This is a genomic window from Rhodopirellula sp. UBA1907 (assembly GCF_002337565.1).
GTDB classification, from domain to species: domain Bacteria; phylum Planctomycetota; class Planctomycetia; order Pirellulales; family Pirellulaceae; genus Rhodopirellula; species Rhodopirellula europaea.
In genome coordinates this window covers 261849-283202 of record NZ_DDGH01000089.1, presented here as the reverse complement: position 1 = coordinate 283202, position 21354 = coordinate 261849, and the positions used below count along the sequence as shown (strand labels likewise).

21 protein-coding genes are annotated in these 21354 nt (G+C 54.5%); 14 read left to right on the top strand and 7 right to left on the bottom strand.

Translation table 11 applies throughout. The annotated features are described in order from the left end of the window. Positions 1 to 80: 80 nt before the first annotated feature. Together B2R17_RS20435 and B2R17_RS20430 are read right to left on the bottom strand one after the other, a co-directional pair. Positions 81 to 626: a rhodanese-like domain-containing protein gene (locus B2R17_RS20435; protein ID WP_286765423.1), complete on the bottom strand. Its 546-nt coding sequence runs from the start codon at positions 624 to 626 to the stop codon at positions 81 to 83. A gap of 111 nt (positions 627 to 737) precedes the next feature. Then, positions 738 to 1070, bottom strand: coding sequence for an ArsR/SmtB family transcription factor (locus tag B2R17_RS20430; protein ID WP_286765422.1), 333 nt, complete (start codon positions 1068 to 1070; stop codon positions 738 to 740). 280 nt (positions 1071 to 1350) lie between these two features. Between B2R17_RS20430 and B2R17_RS20425 the strand changes: the two genes are divergently transcribed. The 3 genes from B2R17_RS20425 to B2R17_RS20415 all read left to right on the top strand — a co-directional run bounded on the left by B2R17_RS20425 (position 1351) and on the right by B2R17_RS20415 (position 3437). Next, positions 1351 to 1722 (top strand): hypothetical protein, encoded by a 372-nt coding sequence (locus B2R17_RS20425; RefSeq protein ID WP_008668700.1) that lies wholly within the window; start codon positions 1351 to 1353, stop codon positions 1720 to 1722. 32 nt (positions 1723 to 1754) lie between these two features. Next, positions 1755 to 2309, top strand: coding sequence for an RNA 2'-phosphotransferase (locus B2R17_RS20420; protein ID WP_286765421.1), 555 nt, complete (start codon positions 1755 to 1757; stop codon positions 2307 to 2309). A 63-nt stretch (positions 2310 to 2372) separates the two neighbouring features. Then, entirely contained in the window at positions 2373 to 3437 is a 1065-nt protein-coding gene (locus tag B2R17_RS20415; protein ID WP_286765420.1) for an ADP-ribosylglycohydrolase family protein, read from the top strand. Between the two features lie 14 nt (positions 3438 to 3451). Here the strand turns inward: B2R17_RS20415 and B2R17_RS20410 are convergent, their stop codons facing one another. Together B2R17_RS20410 and B2R17_RS20405 are read right to left on the bottom strand one after the other, a co-directional pair. Beyond that, a complete protein-coding gene (locus B2R17_RS20410; RefSeq protein ID WP_286765462.1) occupies positions 3452 to 3706 on the bottom strand; it encodes an indolepyruvate ferredoxin oxidoreductase subunit alpha in 255 nt (84 codons plus the stop codon). A gap of 139 nt (positions 3707 to 3845) precedes the next feature. Continuing rightward, positions 3846 to 4388, bottom strand: coding sequence for a GNAT family N-acetyltransferase (locus B2R17_RS20405; RefSeq protein WP_286765419.1), 543 nt, complete (start codon positions 4386 to 4388; stop codon positions 3846 to 3848). Positions 4389 to 4805: 417 nt separating this feature from the next. Between B2R17_RS20405 and B2R17_RS20400 the strand changes: the two genes are divergently transcribed. The 5 genes from B2R17_RS20400 to B2R17_RS20380 are packed head-to-tail and all read left to right on the top strand — an operon-like array spanning position 4806 to position 9914. Beyond that, complete coding sequence (locus tag B2R17_RS20400; protein WP_286765418.1) at positions 4806 to 5768, top strand: TVP38/TMEM64 family protein; 963 nt, start codon at positions 4806 to 4808, stop codon at positions 5766 to 5768. 58 nt (positions 5769 to 5826) lie between these two features. Then, on the top strand, positions 5827 to 7350 hold the full coding sequence (locus B2R17_RS20395; RefSeq protein WP_286765417.1) for a mercuric reductase: 1524 nt from the start codon (positions 5827 to 5829) through the stop codon (positions 7348 to 7350). A gap of 29 nt (positions 7351 to 7379) precedes the next feature. Then, positions 7380 to 7823, top strand: coding sequence for a hypothetical protein (locus B2R17_RS20390; RefSeq protein ID WP_286765416.1), 444 nt, complete (start codon positions 7380 to 7382; stop codon positions 7821 to 7823). Positions 7824 to 7840: 17 nt separating this feature from the next. Further along, positions 7841 to 9520 carry a sensor histidine kinase gene (locus B2R17_RS20385; RefSeq protein ID WP_286765415.1) on the top strand — a complete coding sequence of 560 codons (1680 nt, stop codon included), beginning with the start codon at positions 7841 to 7843 and terminating at the stop codon, positions 9518 to 9520. Then, a complete protein-coding gene (locus tag B2R17_RS20380; RefSeq protein WP_037252392.1) occupies positions 9474 to 9914 on the top strand; it encodes a response regulator in 441 nt (146 codons plus the stop codon). Before B2R17_RS20385 ends, B2R17_RS20380 begins: the two co-directional genes overlap by 47 nt. A gap of 516 nt (positions 9915 to 10430) precedes the next feature. On the opposite strand, the gene B2R17_RS20375 is transcribed toward B2R17_RS20380, so the two are convergent. Continuing rightward, positions 10431 to 11459: a hypothetical protein gene (locus tag B2R17_RS20375; RefSeq protein WP_286765414.1), complete on the bottom strand. Its 1029-nt coding sequence runs from the start codon at positions 11457 to 11459 to the stop codon at positions 10431 to 10433. Between the two features lie 451 nt (positions 11460 to 11910). On the opposite strand from B2R17_RS20375, the gene B2R17_RS20370 reads away from it, so the two are divergent. Beyond that, a complete protein-coding gene (locus tag B2R17_RS20370; RefSeq protein WP_286765413.1) occupies positions 11911 to 12285 on the top strand; it encodes a zinc ribbon domain-containing protein YjdM in 375 nt (124 codons plus the stop codon). A 166-nt stretch (positions 12286 to 12451) separates the two neighbouring features. On the opposite strand, the gene B2R17_RS20365 is transcribed toward B2R17_RS20370, so the two are convergent. After that, a complete protein-coding gene (locus tag B2R17_RS20365) occupies positions 12452 to 13903 on the bottom strand; it encodes an ATP-binding protein (protein ID WP_286765412.1) in 1452 nt (483 codons plus the stop codon). Between the two features lie 379 nt (positions 13904 to 14282). Between B2R17_RS20365 and B2R17_RS20360 the strand changes: the two genes are divergently transcribed. The 3 genes from B2R17_RS20360 (at position 14283) to B2R17_RS20350 (ending at position 17790) form a co-directional block, all read left to right on the top strand. Further along, positions 14283 to 15743 carry a sigma-54-dependent transcriptional regulator gene (locus tag B2R17_RS20360; protein WP_286765411.1) on the top strand — a complete coding sequence of 487 codons (1461 nt, stop codon included), beginning with the start codon at positions 14283 to 14285 and terminating at the stop codon, positions 15741 to 15743. Next, positions 15740 to 16651, top strand: coding sequence for a universal stress protein (locus B2R17_RS20355; RefSeq protein WP_286765410.1), 912 nt, complete (start codon positions 15740 to 15742; stop codon positions 16649 to 16651). Before B2R17_RS20360 ends, B2R17_RS20355 begins: the two co-directional genes overlap by 4 nt. A gap of 191 nt (positions 16652 to 16842) precedes the next feature. Further along, positions 16843 to 17790 carry a universal stress protein gene (locus B2R17_RS20350; RefSeq protein ID WP_286765409.1) on the top strand — a complete coding sequence of 316 codons (948 nt, stop codon included), beginning with the start codon at positions 16843 to 16845 and terminating at the stop codon, positions 17788 to 17790. Between the two features lie 276 nt (positions 17791 to 18066). Here B2R17_RS20350 and B2R17_RS20345 read toward each other — a convergent pair whose 3' ends face one another. Next, positions 18067 to 18978, bottom strand: coding sequence for a universal stress protein (locus B2R17_RS20345; protein WP_286765408.1), 912 nt, complete (start codon positions 18976 to 18978; stop codon positions 18067 to 18069). Between the two features lie 368 nt (positions 18979 to 19346). Here B2R17_RS20345 and B2R17_RS20340 point away from each other — a divergent pair, with 368 nt between their 5' ends. After that, a complete protein-coding gene (locus B2R17_RS20340; protein WP_008664025.1) occupies positions 19347 to 19808 on the top strand; it encodes a beta-lactamase hydrolase domain-containing protein in 462 nt (153 codons plus the stop codon). Positions 19809 to 19934: 126 nt separating this feature from the next. Next, entirely contained in the window at positions 19935 to 21329 is a 1395-nt protein-coding gene (locus B2R17_RS20335) for an MBL fold metallo-hydrolase (RefSeq protein ID WP_286765461.1), read from the top strand. Positions 21330 to 21354: the final 25 nt, after the last annotated feature.

Sequence of the window (21354 nt, the reverse complement as noted above, 5' to 3'; positions counted from 1 at the left end):
CAACAAAGGCACCGCAAAAACCCCGCCGCCCCCGCCGGTAAGCCCGAGAGCAAAACCGACGATGCAGCCGAACAAGATTGCTAGACTGAACATGACCCTGAATCTCCGCATCGATTCCAGGGCATCTTGGAAAGCATCATGCCCATCCCGCACGTATCAGTGATTCCGGCAAACATTAAACCGGCACCGATGAAGGCGGACAGCCCGATAAAGTAGGGATGAACGAAGAAGCCCAGGACCGCACCCAGCAACGCCAGAAACCCCGCCAAGATCCGAACCTGACGTTCGAGTGACATTGCCTTCTGACCTCGGACGACCGGCAACCCAGCAGACACCCATGCGTTGGTCCCACCATCCACATTCACAACATTCTGCACGCCCGCCTGCATGAACTTCTGCACGGCTTTGCTCGATCGATTTCCACTCTTGCAAATGACATAGATCGGCTCGCCGCTTCCGTTTTGCATGCTCTGCGCCACCGCCTTTGGATCCAATGAATCCAGAGGAACACTGACCGCCCCGGAGGCATGCACTTCGCGATACTCCGTTGGCATCCGAACATCGACCAAATCGACGCTGGTGCTGTTCTGCTTTTGGGCGAGTTCTTGAACTGTGATTGACTGCATGAGAAGACTCCGTTGTAGGATCGCACCACAAAAAGATCGAAACCTCGAGATGCGACGATATGTCAAGTTAAAAAAAAGGACGACCATTCGTCCCGTCAATTTGTATTGCTTCTAAGACGCCTGGAAACGTCCTTCGATGCAGGCCATCAGTTGCTCCAAATGAGACTCAGCGATTTGATAATACACTTTGCGTCCGTCTCGCTCGCTGGTCAGAAAGCCACAACGCTGCAACAACCGCAAATGGTCCGAGCCAACGTTGTTCTGGATCTCGCAATCCGAAGCCAGTTCGCCAACCGTGTATCGACCGTGCAACAACATCTGAACGATTCGCAAACGAACCGGATGAGCGAGGACCTTCAAACATTCCGCGGCTTGTGCAAAGTCACTCACCGTGCCGGGCGGTTTTGACGGAAGCTCGTTCCTGGGTTTTGATTTGCTGTTCAACTTCGTTCTCCCCTGTTTCTTACTTACTCAAACATATCGTCACATCACGAGGTGTCAACCATTCAATCTTGAGATTTTTCCAACAACCATGGCTTCAGCAACGAATCCATCGCGAGACCTGGGCCCACGTGCCCGGAAACTCCCGTTTTTTAAACCACAAGACGCTCCACCGACGGTCAATGTATTTGGGGTTTCCCCACATTTCCGCGACCGATTCTGCAATCATTCGTGCCTCTGAACCTGACACTTTCGAAACAGCAATCTGAAACCTGAATTGGCCATGGCCCAGCAATCATCCACGAGCGAACTGCCCGACCACCACTGCCCAGTTTGTGGCAGCAAGCAACGCGTGTTCCTTCGCTATCCCTGGTACATCTGCAAGGAGTGCGTGGCTCTGGCGGAAGACGGGGATGGCCGCCGATTGAACTTTGGAAACGTGAGCTTTTCAGGCGGTTTTTGCTTTGGCTACGTGGACGAGCCCGACACCGCGTCCAGGGTATGCGGCTCCGTGGTATGTCTGATCCATCGCCGCCCGGTGTACGTGACCGAAGCCCGCTTTGGTGGCATCGTTGCTCAACCGTTGATGTCATCGCGCACCGAAGGAATGCATCTCTACGACAACGTTGATTTGACGCGACGTACCACTTCGTAACATCAACCCTGTCTTCCAATAGAATCATCGCGATGAAAGCAGATAAACGACTTGTGTCGACGAGCAAATTCCTGAGCCTCGTCCTCCGACACCAACCCGATATCATCGGCATGTCGCTGGACGAGCAAGGCTGGCTCGAAATCAATGGACTGATTGAAAATGCAAACACACGCGGCAAGAAGCTGACGTTGGAATTGATTCACGAAGTGGTCGCGACCAACGACAAAAAACGTTTTGTCCTGAGCGACGACGGTCTTCGCATCCGCGCCAGCCAAGGACATTCTGTTTCTGGAGTGAACCTGAACCTGACCGCCGCAAGTCCACCCGAGACGCTATACCACGGAACGGTGGATGCATTCCTTCCACGCATCCGTGAACAAGGATTGCAAAAGCGATCTCGAAACCACGTTCACCTGTCCGCCGACCAAGCCACGGCAACCAATGTTGGTTCCCGACGTGGCAAACCCAGACTCCTTCTCATCGCCGCACAGCGAATGCAGCAAGCAGGCCACACTTTCTATCTCTCTGAGAATGAAGTCTGGTTGGTCGATTCAGTTCCACCGGCCTACCTCACTTTCCCAACGTGATCCGCTGTTTGATTTTCAAACTCGACTGACCGGAACACACCGTTTCATCCAGGAGCAGCTTTCTTGAACCGCGAATCCATTGTCGGCTGCATGCTGGGTACCGCCGTCGGTGACGCTCTTGGACTACCTTACGAAGGCTTGCCTCCCGATCGAGCCGCACGGCTTCTCGGCCAGCCAACAAGGCATCGCTTTTTCTTTGGCCACGGGATGATTTCCGATGACACGGAGCACACCTGCATGGTGGCTCAATCATTGATGGAATCTCCATCCGACGTCGATCAATTTACAAAAACCCTCGCATGGCGTTTGCGATGGTGGATCTTGGGATTTCCCGCGAGAGTCGGCAAAGCAACCGCTCGATCCGGCATCAAACTTTGGTTGGGTGCGAAGCCACAAACCGCCGGCGTGTTTTCTGCCGGCAACGGCCCAGCGATGCGCGCACCCATCTTTGGTGCGGCGATCGACGATCTTCCGCTGATGCTGGACTTCGTTCGTGCTTCATCGCGACTGACTCATTCCGATCCAAAGGCCGAACAGGGTGCGATCGCGGTCGCACTTGCCGCCCGGCATGCTCGAACCTCTTCCACGATCGATGCCAATCTCTGGTTCAACGACGTCGCTAGGGCGATCAACGACGAGCAATCAGAGTTACTGAATCGAATACGAGCCGCGATCGCCAGCGTTGGGTCAGGAGAGTCAACGCAAGAATTTGCCGATTCACAGGGACTTTCGCGAGGCGTGACCGGCTACACCCTTCACACGGTTCCGGTCGCCATTCACGCTTGGCTCTCCAGCCCAAACGACTACCGACAATCGGTCACCTCGATCATCAACTGCGGCGGCGATGCTGACACCACCGCCGCGATTGTTGGCGGAATCGTCGGTGCCGGAGTGGGACGCGATGGCATTCCACAGGAATGGCTAGACGGTATCCAAGACTGGCCGCGTAGCGTCACGTGGATCGAACAACTCGCTCAAGAACTCGCTGACACTTTGCTGCCGCAGGCACTCGCAAAAACATCTAACAAGGCGCCTCGGATCAATCCAATCGGAGTCGTCCTTCGCAATCTCGCGTTCCTTGCCATCGTTTTCTTCCACGGCTTTCGCCGACTCACGCCGCCATACTGATCCACTAACGCGAATTACCCATCGGCCGGCGGGCACTCATTCACCTTGATTGCGTTCAAGGCAATGAAGTCCTTCCATTGCTCCGGTACGTCGTCCTCGCCAAAGATGGCTTCGGTGGGGCATTCGGGAATGCATGCTTCGCAATCAACGCAGTCGTCGGGATTGATGTAAACCATCCGCTCATCTTCGTGAAAGCACTCCGCCGGGCACACGGTCAAGCAAGCTTTGTCTTTGCAGCCGATGCACGGCTCTGTCACCACCATCGTCATCGTGGGTCCCTCTCCATAGAACGAGGTTCGTATCATTCATACTTGGTCCACAGCGGCCAAACCATGAGACGTCTATCAATGGGACACGAATGCTAGGCAATGGTTCGCCGTTACGCCCAAGACAATTGCCTGTTTGCGATCAGGCGAATCGGTCTTGCCGACCAAACACGCTGGAGTAAACGAGCCGACCATTCGCGAAGTGATCTGGAAACGTTTTCTGTAGACTCTGCAAGAAGAACACGTCGTCAGGCATCCCTTCAAAACAGTGTTGAACGCCAAAATCTAAACTCGGTCGAAAGCCAAACCGAGTGTAAAACTCCGGGTGCCCAGCCACCGCCAGAAAAGACTCTCCAGACGCTTCCGCTCGCTCAATGATCGCGAGAACGAGTTGCGAACCAACGCCTTGCCGCTGAAACGACGGCATCACCGCCATCGGACCAATCGCCAAACCACTCGTTTCACTTTCGCCAGAACGAATGACGACGGGAGACGCGATTGCGTGCCCGATCACGCGATGGTCACAAAGAGCAACAAAAGAAATGACTCGCTCGGAATTGCCACGCAAGGCTTCGATCATTTCCGCTTCGCCATGATGACCAAATTCCGACGCTTCAAAGGCCGAAGCGGTGAGCTGCCGGACCGAAGCGTGATGACAAGGTTGTTCCGCCGAGATCGTGATCATCGAATGGGCTCGTTATTAAAAGGCTGACACCTGCAGTGCTCGCGGTTGAATACTTCGGATTCGCCGCGATTGGCGGATGAGGTGGCCGCTTCACTATTCCAACAAAACTTCGTCGTGGCCCATCGGCGGACAAACAAACTTCGAAGCTTCGATCCTGCCTTCACGTTCCGACTTACCCTTTGACTGGTGAAATCGGATCCGTTGGCAACTAGGCAATGAATCACCATTCGCGGACTGATCTGCCGCGTGATTGTTGACGCGATTATGAATCCAATCAACCAACGCGACGTGATCTGCAACAGAAACCTCCAAACTGGTCACGCTGCTAAAATCGGACTGACGTTCATGGTGCCGCCCATCGTCTTGACCGTTTCCAGTGTGGGAGCCCTTCGCAACGTCAGCCAATGAGATCACTTCATGCCAGCCGAGACCTCCGTTGCGAAAATCAATCAGTACGTCCGCTGGGGATCCATCGCGGCCATCCTGGTCGGCCTGCTAGTCATCATCCGCACGCTTCCATTTGACCTCGTCACATCGGCGATGAATGAGTGGATTGGCAGCCTGGGATGGTGGGGGCCGCTGGTTCTGGTGTTGCTGTACATCGTCGCGACAGTTCTGTTCGTGCCGGGCACCATTTTGACTCTTGCCGCTGGAGCGATCTTTGGATTGGTCGTTGGCACCATAGTGGTTTCGATTGGCTCGACCGTCGGTGCCGCATTGGCGTTCTTGATATCGCGTTATGTCGCTCGAGACAAAGTCGCCGAACTTGCCAAAGACAATCGCCGCTTCGCCGCGATCGATCGAGCCATCGAAGAAGGCGGATGGAAGATCGTTGGGTTGCTTCGGTTGTCGCCGGCCTTGCCATTCAACTTGCAGAACTACCTGTACGGTCTGACTCCGATTCGCTTCTGGCCGTACGTTCTCACCAGTTGGCTGGCAATGTTGCCCGGAACGTTCCTCTACGTTTATCTGGGGCATATCACCGGAGCGGCAGTCGGCGCGGATCGCGAACGCACCACCGCGGAATGGGCGATGCTGGCGGTGGGATTGCTGGCAACGATCGCGGTCACGGTCTATGTCACGCGACTGGCCAGCCAAAAGTTGGATGAACAAGTCGACCAAGATGAAAGCGAGGACGCTGACGTATCGAATCAATCCGGTTCAGGGGCGACTCCCAACACGCGTCGCACGGTGCTTCTGGCCGCGACTGCCGTGACATTTGCCTTGGTTGCCAGTTATGCCTCGATGAACTCCGATCGCATTGAAAGAACGGTCACCAGTTGGCTTGTGCAACCGACGGTCGACGCGAGCGAAACAGATTCGTCTAATCCGAGCGGCCCCAACATCGATCACTCGCTGCCGAATCGGCACCCGAGATAGTTCGATTGGATCGAACGGCAATCACTCTCTTCGACGCTTTCTACTTTCTGGCCACCTCATGAACGCTCTGCTTCCCCACGACGAACACAATCGACAACTTGAAGCGAACGTTCACCCGACCGATTGGACCAATCCAAGTCCGAAACAACCGTATCACTTGGTTGTCATTGGTGCCGGCACAGCGGGATTGGTCACCGCGGCGGGAGCCGCTGGGCTGGGAGCCCGAGTCGCCCTCATTGAACGAGACTTGATGGGTGGTGATTGCCTAAACGTTGGATGCGTACCGTCCAAAGGAGTCATCAGTGCGGCTCGAGTGGCCGCAACCATCAAGAACGCGTCGGACTTTTCTGTCCACGTACCGAGCGGAACCGAGATCGATTTCGGCGGGGTCATGAGCCGCATGCGGGAACTCCGCGCAAAGATCAGCAAAAACGACTCCGCCAAACGCTTCCAGGACTTGGGCGTCGACGTCTACTTTGGGCAAGCCAGCTTCACGGGCTCGCAAACAATCGATGTTCAAGGGACCGAACTTGCGTTCAAACGAGCGGTGATCGCAACCGGAGCCCGAGCGGCGGCTCCACCGATCAAAGGCTTGGATCAAGTCGACTACCTGACCAACGAAACCGTTTTCTCTCTGACAAAACTTCCAAAGCGAATAGGCATCATTGGTGCCGGCCCGATCGGCTGCGAAATGGCTCAAACGTTTGCCCAGCTAGGATCGGAAGTCTTCCTGATTGAGTCCCAGCATGGAATTCTCCCCAAAGAAGATCGCGAAGCCGCTGACATCGTTCAAAAAGCGATGTTGGCGGATGGCGTTCAGTTGCTTTGTTGTGGGCACGATCTCGAAATCAAAAACGATGATGGCATCCGTTTGACGGTCGACTCACATGGCCAGCACTACGACCAACCGGTCGATCAATTGCTCGTCGCCGTGGGAAGGGCACCGAACGTGGAGAAGCTCAACCTCGAAGCCGTCGGCGTGAAATTCGACAAGAACGGTGTGGAGGTCAACGACAACCTTCAAACCACCAACCCCAACATTTTCGCAGCGGGCGACGTTGCATCCAAGTATCAATTCACTCACGTGGCGGACTTCTTGGCACGCATCGTGATCCAAAACTCGCTTTTCGCGATCGGACTGTTCGGTAAGAAGAAGGCAAGCGACTTGATCATCCCTTGGGCAACCTATACCCGCCCCGAGATTGCTCATGTCGGCATGTACGAACAAGACGCCAAGGACGCGGGCATCGATATCGACACGTATATCCAACACTTCGACGAAGTTGATCGGGCGATCCTCGAGGGCGAAGAAGAGGGATTCGTCAGGATTCACACGAAAAAGGGCACTGACAAAATCATTGGCGCAACGATCGTCGCCAGAAACGCCGGCGACATGATCTCGGAAATCACCGTTGCAATGAACAACAACGTGGGGCTGGGTGCGATCGCCAACGCGATCCATCCCTATCCGACACAAGCCGAGGCGATCCGCAAGCTTGGCGATCAATACAACCGCACTCGCCTGACTTCTTTCAACAAGACCATGTTGAACGCATTGGTGCGATGGAACGTCGGTCGCTGACCAGCCCCACTGCGATTTTCCCAAACGAGATGACCAACTCCCTGCACCTGGCCCCAAGCTGCAGCCAACCGCAACTGCAAGGGTCGCCAAACATACGTAATCCGCATAGACTCCTGATGCAAAGCCAACCATCAACAGCCCATTTGGCGACATTCTCGTTGGAATTTCTTTGCCCCCAAGCCCAGGTGGATATCGGAACGGCCGAAACAAGCCGGCACGCTGGACGTTGCCAGCTTTCGCATTGCGCGAAATTTGCGCGTCTGTATCAGGAATCGCGTGCAGGTGAATCACGCCCCGGCATGAAAGCAACCAAGTACACGAACGATGTCCGCTGTCGCGTCTGCAACAATCCCTTGCGTTTTTCCGCAATTAGCAGCAAAATGCCACTGTTCGGCACAAACAACACGCAAAAGAAATCTCAATGCGTACTTCCACGCTCGTTCTATGCATTGGCTTATGCATTGCTGCCGTAACCGTCATCAGCTGGTTCATGATTTCGGCCGATCAACAACGCCAGCACGTCAACGAGAATGCAGCACGAGCGATTGACACGACCGAACGGCTGGAACGTGAAATTGGATACGGCGGGCTCATTCACAACTTCAAAAACTATGTCCTTCGTCCGACCGAGTCCCAGTACTACGAAGACGCGATCCAGAACGCTGAAACTGCGTTTGGGCTGATTCTCGAATTGGAGCAGATTGACCAAGGCCCCATCCAAGGCAGGCCACTACCGGAAACTCGGCGCATGGTCGCGGAGTATTCCGATCAACTGCAAATTGTTCATGAGATGGCCAGCAATAACGCGTCCGCGCGTGAAATCGACGATGCAGTTCGCTTTGATGATGCGCCCACTTTGCACGAACTGCAAACAGCTGTCGATTCGCTCAATGGAGCCTATCGAGCTGAAGCTGGCCGCCTAGAACGACTCACTCGGATGCTGATGATACTCAACGTCGTCCTCGGTCTGGGCACTGCGATCACGCTGGCGACCTTGAACGTCCGCCAACACATTAAGAACCTACAAAACCAAGTTGTTTACATCGAACTGCTCGGTCAAAGCGGCGGAATTTGGAACTGGAATCGCCAAACCGATGAGGTCCAGTACGCACCGAAATTCAGAGAAATGCTGGGGTTCGCGGGGAATGACACGGATTCGTTCCCCGAAAACATAAAAGCCAGCCGTGATCGAATTCACGCCGATGACATGGCGGTTTTCGAAGAAAGGCTGGCGAACCAGCAGCAAACGCGCAAACCTTTTAGCGTGGAATTTCGCATGCTCGACAACAAACATCGCTATAGATGGTTTCGAACGCATGCCCACACGCTGTTTGATCGCGACGGAACCCCGATCCGAACAGCAGGAACCATCTTCAACATTGAAGACAGCAAGAAATATGAACACGAGCTCCAAGAAAGCAATCAGGAACTCCAACGCTTCGCTTTCGCGGCTTCGCACGACCTTCAAGAACCCCTGCGAGCGATCACAGGATTCAGTCAACTTCTCCAACAACGGCACACCAACTCGCTCGACGAAAAAGGACAAAGCTACCTGAAGCACATCATAGAAGGTGCCGGCCGAATGAAGGCTTTGATCGACGACATTCTGACGCTTTCGCGAGTCGGTCAATCGGAGCTGGAATTCGCAGAGATTGATCTCAACGACTGCGTGCAAACCGCACTTCAGAATCTTTCGCAAACGATTCAAGAAACCGAACCCGAGATCCAGATCGGAGAGTTGGGTACTGTCCACGGTCACGAGGGTTCCCTGGTCGAACTGTTTCAAAATCTAATCAGCAATGCCATCAAGTTTCGCAGAGCAGGGCAAACAGCCAAGATCAACATTGACTCCCAATCCGATGGTTCTCGACTCAACATCACCGTCGCGGATCAAGGAATCGGAATTTCAAAAAACCACCATGCTCAAGTCTTCGAATTATTCAAACGCTTGCATCGTCGAGAACAAATCCCGGGCACTGGCATTGGCCTAGCCCTGTGCAAACGAATCGTGGAGCGTCACCACGGAACCATCTCGCTTGTTTCAGAACAAGGCGAGGGCGCAACCTTCCGCGTCTCCCTCCCTATCGCTACCAAAACCGAATCATCCGCTCAGGAAGCTCAACATGCCAAACCAAGAGAAACCCATCGACATCCTGCTGGCCGAAGATAGCGAAACCGATGCAGAACTAACCATTGATGCATTGCAACAAGGTAAGATCCGAAACAACATCTATCATGTTTGGGACGGTGAAGAGGTGCTACGATTCCTTCGCAAGGAGGGCGAGTACAAAGATGCAGTTCGCCCCGACTTGATCCTTCTCGATCTCAACATGCCTCGAATGGACGGTCGAACGGTTCTCAAAGAAATCCGATCCGACGATCTGATCAAGGCGATTCCGGTGGTCGTTTTAACTACGTCCAGTCAAGAACGTGACATCCACGAATCATACGGGCTGGCTGCCAACAATTACATCGTCAAACCAGTCGACATTGTCCAATTCTTTGAGGTGATTCAAAGCGTCCAGGAATTCTGGGTCAACGTGGTGAAGCTACCAAAGAAGTAGTCCAAGACCAACAGGAATTGCCAACAACGCGTGAATGCACTGGCATTCCGTCGGCCGAATTCTGAAACGAACACCTCTACCTGAGACACAACATGAGCGACTCCAGCAACCATCCAGTGCTTGTGATCGACATTGGAGCTTCCGCCGGCGTCGGGCTCCATTGAAGAATTCTTCGATCACACTCCGCCGGCCACGGCGATGTCTTTTGTCGTCATCCAACTCTTGTCGCCTGACTTCAAATGCCTGATGGACGAACTATTGGCTCGTCACACCAAGTGAACGATCCTCACCTCGTGGATCTTCGCGTTCTCCGCGATGATACCAATTCCGACGATCAACGTTAGAAACGCGACTGCGTCTCGCTCGAATTGGATTGCGGGCTCGTGGGGTGCACCATCAACATGGCGCACATGCAACTCTCCACCGCGATGTAGATCAGCTCGCGTTCAGCGGTCGCTCTATACAATTCGCCTGCGGAATGCCTTCAATGTCTGAGAAGTCGGACACACAATTTCCTCAAGATGCTTTCCGAACGCGGAACGATCGGTCGGATTCAGATGAATCCAATATTTCAATCTGTTCGATGCTTTCCATTGCATCTTGCACCTCTTCGAAAGGCTGAGTCGTCCGAATCCAAACGACGAGCTCGCCATCGAATGCACGTACCCTCCATTGCCGACCCTTCAATGCGGAAACGATTTTGAACCGCATGGATTCCGCGTCCCGGCCTTCTGAGAATTCGATCAAAACTCGAACCGCTTCCTCCGCCGGCACTCCGAAGGGATTGACCGAGCGGAACACATCGGGTGTAGATAAATTACCCGGGTGACCGTAAGGAAGCGGATGAGCATGCCCGCGCGGTCCACCAGGACTGGGGAACTCATTGGAGATGTCCTGATCGTGCCAGCTGGCATTGGGAATGGGAGGTGCCGATAGAACAGTGGCAAAAACAATCACTGCCATGAAAGCGGCTTGAGCGACGTAGGTCGCAGCCAAGGCTCGCGCGATTCCAATCCAGTACCACAGTGAGATCATGACAATCCCAACCAGGAAAATGAATGCGACCTGCATGAGCACCGCGGTGCCACCACCCTGCAATCCACTGAAGTCCAAATTTGCGGCCGCACCGCTGCGATTGAGTCGCATGCCTACTTTAAGCAGCACGGCCCCGGCAATGCAGAGCACTCCTGTCGTTCCCAAACCGGCGGCTGCACTGACGAAGGTACTGCCCAATTCGCCAAAAACCCGTTTCAGAACATGCAACCGAGGCAGGAACAACAGCCCAATCGCGATTGCTCCCAATACGACCTCAAAGATCCCGACGATGAACATCGGCCACGGTGCAAGCAAACTGAGGCAAAGATTCAAAATGGCGAATGAAGCGACCACGACATGAAACTTATGCGTCTTCACCCAGGCCAACACGCCGTTTTGGCTCTTCTTCCCGTGTCGATTGATTAGGCGAGCGCCCCCGGAACCTCCCGCGCCATTCGTACCCGCGAAGGAACGCACCGTGGCGGGTTGCTGAGGTAGCGTTCGAGTCACCGCCCGCGACGAGGATGCACCGACGGGCCGCGTGGGCTTTCGGGTGGATACCGCCGGACGAACGGCCGCTTTTGCCGCTACAGGTTGGCTCGCAACAACAGGCTTCGGGGAAGGCAAGCGAAACTGCGTTTGGCAATGAGGGCACCTCAGACGCTTTCCTGCTGCCTGATCCGAGACTTTGAGGGCGCGCTGACAACCGGGACACGAAACATTCATGAATTGCGAGGCCAATCATAAAACGGACTTTCTAACGACATCCTCATGCAGAGTCGTTTTCTTCTGACACCACTGGGTCCCGGGAAGTTCCATCGGGCTATTGGTGCTCCCTCATAAGAAATGGAGAGGGCAGACGATAGAATGCATTCAAAAGGCAACGTCCACTACGCGCATCCGCTCAACCTGCGACAATGACGTTTCATCCTATCCGATCCCATCAAACGAACTTTTTCGAATGAGTGACCTGCCAAATTGCCCCGAGTGTGCCGGCGAATTCACCTATGAAGATGGCATCCTATTGGTTTGTCCCAGCTGCGGGCATGAATGGTCGCCAGCTGAGGCCGAGGCCGCGGCGGAAGCAGACGTCATTCGCGACGCCAACGGGAACGCACTCGAAAATGGCGACACGGTGGTTGTCATCAAGGACTTGAAAGTCAAAGGTGCCGGCCAGACGGTCAAAGTGGGCACCAAAGTCAAGAACATCCGCTTGGTCGATGGCGACCACGACATCGACCACGACATCGACCACGACATCGACCACGACATCGACTGCAAGATCGATGGAATCGGAGCGATGGGATTGAAGTCCGAGTTTGTGCGCAAGGCCTGATCGCTCGGCGTCGTGGAATGCCTGCGATCGACAGGACGAGCAGGAATGATTGGATTGAATCCCGTGAGCCGTTTGGGCGTTGGCCTCGGTTAAGCGAGGGAACCGTGTCCAACGCCGAATGGCTCACATGCCCGATGACACCTGCGTATCTGTTTGAAACTTTGAATCAGCTCACCAAAAATGCTGCCTTCACTCGTGGAACGCAAATCGCCACCTCCGTTCCATTCGAATGATTCCCGGCGGCGATCGTGCCGCCATGAGCTTCCGCAATGCGTTGGCAAATGGGCATCCCCAAACCGGTTCCGGTTGGCTTGGTCGTGTAGAAGGGCTCGAACAGATGAGCGGATTGCTCCGCACTGAGCCCCGGTCCGTCATCGATCACTTTCAAACACACCATCTCTTCGTTGCATTCGCAATCGATCTCAATGCGAACGGGACCGTCACTGGCCTCGAGCGCATTTAAGAACAGGTTGCGAAAAAGTTGCTCCATCCGGCAAACGTCAACTTTCACTTCTCGCAAACAGCTGGTCACATTCTCAACCAGCAGAACATCGCGGCCCGAACGTTTGCACTTCAGATCATCCCAAGACCGTCGCCATATCTCACGAAGGTCCGCACACTCCATCTTCGCGTGAATCGGCGCCGCAAAGGCTCGGACGCTCTCTAGCAATGTCGACAAATCGGATGCAGCTCGCTGGACGACGGACAATTCTTCTTCCGAATCCACATTGCCACGAATGTTGATGGCGAGGACTTCCGCTGCTGCCTTGATTCGCTGAATCGCATTCCGGCTCTCATGAGCCAAGGCCGCGACGGTTTCTCCGATCGCAGCCAAACGCTCCGCACGAACGGCACGCTGAGTCGCTTCTTCCAAGTCGGAAACATCGATTCCAATGGCGAGAATGAACTGCTGACCGCCATCGGCGTCACTCCACTTGGAATTTGACCATCGAATTTCGCGAGCCTCGCCGTTCTTACAACGAATCCGATTCGTGCACCCACGATAGCGATCGGTTCGAGACATCGTGTCGCAAACATTGATCAACCGATCCCTGTCTTCTGGATAGATACATCGCTCGAACCAATTCTCTCCGATCAGGTCGTCCTGAGCCCAGCCCGTCAGCTCCGTGAAGAACCGATTGAAGTGGATCACTCGGCCATCGAAATCAATCACCAAGATGATCGCTTCGGCCGTTGACTGGATGCGTTCGGCAAAAGCATGCTCGACCTTGAGATGCTGCTCCAAAACACGTCGGTCAAGAATCCGACGAACGGTCTGGATCAAATCTTCCGGGATGATCGGCTTGATCACGTAGTCCGAGATCCCTTGGCGAAACGCAAGGATAACAGCCTGCAGATCGCTGTACCCCGTCACGACGATAACGGGTGTCCTGGAACTGACTTCCAAGATTTCCTGCAGCCGATGCTCGATCAAACCATCGGGCAAATGTCGATCCGTCAAAATCACACCAAACCGCTGGTCTTCCAAAAGCTCCATCGCGTTCTGAACACTCGCGGTGGTCGTGATCTGAAACCCATCGATGGACAGCATGTCCGACAATGATTCGGCAGCATCAAGATCGTCTTCAATGACGAGAATGTGATTGAGATAAGTCATGGGGCCAGACGACAACTGAACGGTAGCAACATCACAAGTCCTTTTGTGATTTTGAAAGCAAAGCTTGAATCACCCGCTCGCTTCGCGAACGTCGTGCCATGCTGCCGTTTGTGACACCACCGCTCAATCAAACCCGCGTCCAAACACGCATCAATCCGTTTGGATGCCGATGTGACGAATGGTTTGTTCACTGTTCGTTTTGCAGGTTCGTTTCACGCCCCAGGCTAGCTGTGCCATAATGCACACCAAGTGATCCAAGACGCACGAAAAGCAGGTCCAAAACGCCTGCAGTTGGCTTTTCACGTGCTGGAACGAGGATCGCAGTTCGACCTGGGCGAACACAGCTTGTTGAAACGCTTTCTTCTTGAACGGTATCACCATGAGTCAAACTGCCATCAAAATTCTTCTCGTTGATGACGAAGATGACTACCGTCGCAGTTGTGGCAAGTTCATGGAGCGGATGGGACACACGGTCCGGTTGGCAGCCAGTGGTGCCGAAGCCATGTCGTTCCTCAACCGAGAGTCATTTGACGTGGCCGTGTTCGACATCGACATGCCCGGCATGAGTGGATTGGAGTTGATGCAACGCGTCCACGAAGAATCACATGACGTTGAGGTCGTGTTTCTAACTGGCAAAGGTACCATCGAGGCTTGCGTGCAAGCGATGCAGATGGGTGCTTGTGACTTTCTGACCAAGCCATGTTCACTCGCCGATCTCGAACACCGCGTCCAACTAGCTCAGCAGCGCGGGCATCTGAAGAAAGAAAACCAACAGCTCAAAGCGATCGTGCATCGAAACCGCCCGACACCCAAACTCATCGGCGACTCCCTCGCGATGAAAGAACTCTCACGGATGATCAACAAAGTTGCTCCAACTCGAAAACCGGTGCTGATCGAAGGCGAAAGCGGGACGGGCAAGGAAGTCGTCGCACGATCGGTTCAGCAACAAAGTGATTTGGCCGATCGACCATTCGTGACCATCAACTGCGCGGCCTTGCCGGCTCAGCTGGTTGAGAGCGAACTCTTTGGGCACCAAAAGGGATCGTTCACAGGCGCCACCGCCGATCAACCAGGACTGTTCGAAGTCGCCGATGGAGGAACGCTCTTTATCGACGAAGTCGGCGAATTGCCTCCCGCGTTGCAACCCAAATTACTTCGCGTCCTAGAAGATGGATCGCTTCGCCGGATCGGTTGCCATCGAGAACGCAAGGTGAAAGTGCGACTGATCGCGGCCACCAATCGTGACCTACTGGAGGAAGTCAAAGCGGGCAGATTTCGAGAGGACCTGCTTTACCGCATCAATGTTCTCACGCTGAATCTGCCGCCACTCCGGCAACGTGAAGGCGACATTGAATTGCTGCTCCACCATTTTCTTCCACGAGGTTGGTCCTTCGACAAAGAAGCTCTCGATACGATGGTTCAGTATCATTGGCCCGGCAATGTTCGCCAGCTTATCAATGTTGTCGAGCGGGCCACGATCCTGGCGGATCATCAAGTGATCACCATGGATGACTTGCCCCGTGAATTGTCCAATCTGCCATCGAACCACGGCTCGATGTCAGCTTCGTCGACGGGCGTGGATTCATCGCAGCTCGGCCAAGAAGCCACCTGCGCGGATCCCGCTGACGAAGAATGCTCTTCCGAATCGACGCCGCTTCTGATGCTGGGAGACAGCAGCTTGAAAGTGGACGATTTGATTAAAACACACGTGTTGAAAGTGCTGGAACAACTCGGCGGAAACAAGGCCAAAACGGCTCGCCACTTGGGCATTCATCGACGCAAACTGTATCGATTGCTTGAACGGTTCGAACAAGGAATTCCAGCGGAAGAAACGTTATGAACGAAAGCAATGGCCCCAAACTACGGACACTCATCGGGATTGACTCATCTGCGCCTGCACACAATGCGTTGCAGGCATTGTCCGAATCCACGCTGGCGGCAGCCTGCGAAGTCTCTTTGGCAACGGTTGTTCAAGAACCGCCGCTGTACACGGTCGATGACACATCCATGCCTTGGATTCCGCAGGAAGTGTTCGAATCTCGACTCGAGATTGAAAACAACCAATTGAAGCAACTGCAGCAGGAGTTCGGTGAAAAGTTCAGCTCATGTGAGTGCTCCGTTTCTCAAGGTCATCCCGGCCGCGGTTTGATAGAAATGTCCGAACGTTTTGACGCGGACTGGATCGTGATCGGTTCGGTCGGTCATTCGGCCTTTTCGCGAATCCTTTTGGGCAGCACCTCGGACTACGTCGCCAATCGATCCTCGCGCACCTGCTTGGTGCATCGACCTGCCACCACAGATGGCGAACCGTCCAACGGATTGTTCTCACGTGTTGTGATCGCCATCAGCAATGCCGAATCGGACACCGCCTTGCCGGACTGGGTCGCAGCGTTGCGACTGGTTCCGAATTGCGAAGTTCACTTGGTTCACGTGATGGAAACACACCCCGAGTACGAACTGCATTTGCTCAAGAAAGTCGCCGCCTACATGGAAGAAGTCCGTTCCGCGGCTTGGAAGCTGATGGAGTCCACCCGGCCACGCTTGGAAGCTCTCGGAATGAAGGTGAAGCCGAACTTGTTGGAGTCCCCGCATGTCGGACGGGCGGTCCTCGAATATGCGAACGAGCATGCCTGTGATTTGATTGTCGTCGGTGACCAAGATGACTCGTTGATGGAACGAGTCATGCTAGGAAGCGTCAGTCGCTTTGTCGTCCGGCATGCGAGTCAATCGGTTTTAATCGTTCGCTAGTCGTTGCACCTGGGTCCGTGCTGCCCGTGGCACCGCGAAGCCAACCTGTGCCATCCCGTCACACTTCGCTCACCATTCCAAGCAAAATGCCCGTTGGTCTGAACCTTGCAACTGAATCCATTTCCATGAGGGTTGGAAACTCAGCCCCTCCGAGAAAATCATTTTCAGAACCTCACCTTGGGAATTGAACGATGCGAGTTCTACTGGCTGTTGATTCGTCTCCTTACTCGCAACAAGCGGTTGAGTTTGCGTCGCACTTACCGCTTCGAAAGCCCGTTGACTTCGATTTGGTTTCGGTGGTTGCACCGCCCATGTTGGTCGACACGGGCGGGATGAGCATGCCGATGGATTTCGGTAGTTTCCTCGAAATCGAAACCGACCGAAGTCGCGAAGCGATTGAGGCAGTAGCGAGCGATTTGACGTCTCAGGACCATGTTCACTCGGTTCACACCCATGTGCCCATTGGACCACCGACATCCGCATTGTTGGACGTGGCCGAGGAATCCGGCGCGGACCTGATCGTGTTGGGTGCGATTGGCCACTCGGCGATCGAACGCGTGCTACTAGGAAGCGTATCCGACTACGTGGCCACACACGCTGACACCAGCACCCTTGTTGTGCGTCCTACCAGCGAAGCCGATGTGGAACCGGGCCTGCAAAAGATCATGCTGGCCTTGTCCGGACGCCCCGAAGACGAACGGATGCTGACATGGCTACGTGAATTGAAGTTGCGTCCCAACGTGGAAGTTCATTTGGTGCGCGTCCTTGACCGATTCTCGTTCTATCGACAAGACCTGCGTCAGCAAGCCTCCGATGCATGGCAGGCACAACACGAACAGGCTCAGGCCCAGATCCTCGACTTCGAAACGAAGCTTCAGCAGCTTGGCCTGAACACAGAAACTCACTTCGTCGAATCCGACCACGTGGGCGAAGCCTTGGTTGAATACGGGCGTCGGCACGGATGTGACTTGGCCGTAACCGGCGACAGCGACAGTGGTTTGCTCACCCGCGTGTTCCTGGGCAGCACCTCACGCTACGTCCTCCGCCATGCGGATTGCAGCGTCCTGATCATTCGCGATCGAGACGACCGTGCCAAAGCACATGGACAGATCGCCGAGCAGTCTTTGGCCAGCACCTGATGTTCGCTGGCCCAGCACCTTCGGCTAACACAGAGCCTTCGGATATTGAACCCTGGTGCTTCGGCAGACGAGCTTCGCAGCAGTTTCAAACGCCCGATCTTTGAGGCAAGTTGGTATTCATCGGGTTTGCCTACATTGAAAGCGTAGGACTCAATCCATAGCCCGCTAACGCCAATCGGCCAATACGACGTAGCGTTTCCACGCTACGTCCTGATTGCCAAGACAACGATCGATTGACATCAATCGTCGCTTCGTTGCTCATTCAAGCAATCGCCTTCAGCTCATCGCCGAGCGTGCATTCGACTTGGACTGTTTTCCCTTCAAGCCTTCGATCATTCGGTTGCGAGTGATCCACACACTGCAAGGAACGTGTCTCAGCACATACTGGGAAGTGCTTCCCAAGAGGAAACGACTGAACTGCGATCGAGGCGTTTCGCCCAAGACAACCAAGTTGATGTCGTGGGTTTCCACAAAACGTGTGATGCCTTCGCCGTAGTGAACGTCCTCGATGAAGTGGGTTGTTACGGAATCCGACACTTCTTCGAGCTGTTCTTTTGCCTGAACAAGTTGATCCTTGTAGTGCTGAACACAGTCAGAATCGGCGTACATCTCGTTCAAGCAAGCGGCAACCGTCACAACATGCAGTTCGGTTTCCCCACGCCAAGGACTCTCTTTCAACTCTTCCAAGGCGGCTTGGCACGGGCCGGTGCCCTCGTAACCCAAGCAAACTTTTAGTGGAGCAGAGGCTTTGGGAATGGATTGGGGACGCACGACCAAAACACTGCAAGGCGAATGAGTTGCCACGAAGTCGCTAATACTTCCCAGCAACATGCGGCTGACTTGAGAGTGCCCGGTCGCTCCCACCACCACCAGATCAGCCCGAATGTCTTTCGCCTTTTGCACGATGGATTCACCAACGACGCCCTCGATCAGTTCCGATCGCACGCGAACGTTCGCACCATCGAACAACTCGGCGATGCGATCCAAACTTCGCAGAGCATCCACGCGATCCTGCTCAAACGCTTTTTCGACCAGCTCATTGGTCGCGTAGCTGGCATGCACAAAGCGTCGGTGAACAACCGACACCAGGGTCAATTCGACAGGATCAAAGTGGGGAATACGAGCAAAAAACTTGGCGGCTTCTTCTGAAGCTTTCGACCCATCAATGGCCAACAGAACGTTGTGCATGACTCTGACTCCTGGTTTTGAAATGCGATCCCGAACCTAGATAGCAACGCCTGATCGCTCGCAGCGGTGGTCCTCTTCACAAAATTGCAATCTTGGTGCCAAACCGTCCAAGCCGGTTTTCCGGCACTCAAACGCCTGGAAGTGTGCGATCCGTCACACCGATGTCCGGCTTCTGCACACATTGCGTTTCCACCTGAGGATGTCCCGGCGTGAACACGGCATCAGCTCACAAAAACAATCAGAGGCAACCGAATTCGGCACCGCCGTGCTGGTGGACACGAGCATCTGGAACATCAGTTGCTCATCGTTTGATCTTCGACAGACGACACTTTCCAACCAATACATCCCCATCGGACACGAAGTTCCTTATGTCAAATCGAATGAAATTCAACGATCAATTGACCGTCGGCCCACAACCTAGCCAGGAAGAACTGAAATCGTTGCCAGACGACGGCTTTCGTTCTGTGATCAACTTTCGAACCGCGGGAGAGGACGAACAGCCCTTGTCTCCAGAAGAAGAAGGCGAGGTCGTGCAGGGAACCGGCCTGAAGTATCTCCACGTCCCGGTCTCAATGGACGGTATGGACGAAAAGAAGGTGGACCAATTTCGGGAGCAATACCAATCGCTTCCCAAACCGGTTTTCGCTCACTGCAAAAGCGGCAAGCGGGCCGGAGCGATGATGATGATGCACACCGCGGTGGAACAAGGAATCTCGGGCGAACAAGCACTTGAGAAAGCCAAAGAGATGGGCTTCGAATGCGACAAACCCGAGCTGGAACAATTCGTGAAGCAATACGTCAACAACCGCACCCAAGCTGCTGCGAATTGATCCATTGGGAACTCGAACCGCGGTCGCCCATTCGCGGCAACGGAACCCAGCGAGGTTCCACGACGAACCTCGCTGGACCGATTCCACTGACACTTTTTTCCAGACATCCAGGTGAGTCCGATGACCATGATTTTTGAGAGCATTCAAACGGAAGGAATCTCGCAACTGTCCTACTTGATCGGCGATGACAGCACCGGAACCGCGGCGGTCATCGACCCACAACCCAACGTCGAGACCTACGTCCGTCTCAGCCGTCAACACGGCGTCGCGATCACGCACATCTTCGAGACTCACATCCACGCAGACTTCATGAGCGGTTCGCGCGAACTGCAGTCCAGAGTCGGCAACGCAAAGATTTTCGCGAGCGGCGAAGGCGATGCCAGCTACGGATTCGACGTTCAAAGAATCAAGGACGGCGATTCGTTTGAATTCGGATCCACAAAGATCACCGCCCGACACACGCCTGGTCACACGCCTGAACATTTGTCGTACGAGCTGGCTGATTCCGATTCGCCAAACGAACCTTGGGGTGTGCTCAGTGGCGACTCGCTCTTCGTCGGATCCGCTGGCCGTCCGGATTTGCTGGGGGAAGAGGAAACCGAAGAACTCACCAAGCAACTGTTCTCAACGCTTCGTGATTATTACTTAAAACTCGCCGATGACGTCATCGTTTACCCATGTCATGGTGCCGGTTCGGCGTGTGGAGCCAGCATCGGTGAACGACCGATGACGACCATTGGCCAGGAACGCAAAAGCAATGCGTTCTTGCAGCACGAAGACTTCGACGAATTCGCAAAGTTCGTCAGCGAGGGTGCTCCGCCGGTGCCCCAACACTATCCGATTCTGAAGAAGATCAATGCCGAGGGCCCCGATCTGATTGGTCACGCCCCGGTCGTTCCGGGCCTGCCTCCGAAGCCATTCCAAGAAGCCATTCAGACTGGCCAAGCACAACTCGTCGACACACGTCAAATGCTCGCGTTTGGCGGAGGCCACATTGAGGGTGCAATCAACTTAGGTGACCGACCTGAACTATCCGTCTGGGCCGGCGACATGCTTGACTACGATCAGCCAATCTTGCTCATCGTGGATGACGAAACCCGATTGGACTGGGTTGCGTGGCATTTTGCGGTCGTTGGATTGCATCGCTTCGAAGGCTATCTCGTCGGTGGTATGAAAGCCTGGGACAATGCTGGACTGCCGTTGTCGACCACGCCACAACTCACCGTTCACGATCTGAACGAACACCAGAGTGAGTTTCAGATCCTCGACGTTCGTGCCCCTTCCGAGTTCGAATCCAATCGAATTTCAGGAGCGAAACACCACTACGTCGCTGACATGAGAGATGGCGTCAACGGCGAGTTGGACCTGAACCGAGACGAGCCCGTCGCGGTTTATTGCGGCAGTGGGTATCGAGCGAGCATCGCTGCGAGCGTGTTGCAACGAAACGGTTTCCAGCGAGTTCACAATGTGCCCGGCAGCATGAGTGCCTGGAAGAACGCGGGTTACTCCGTCGAGAAATAGCCAGCGACGTTCCGTTCCCATCTCC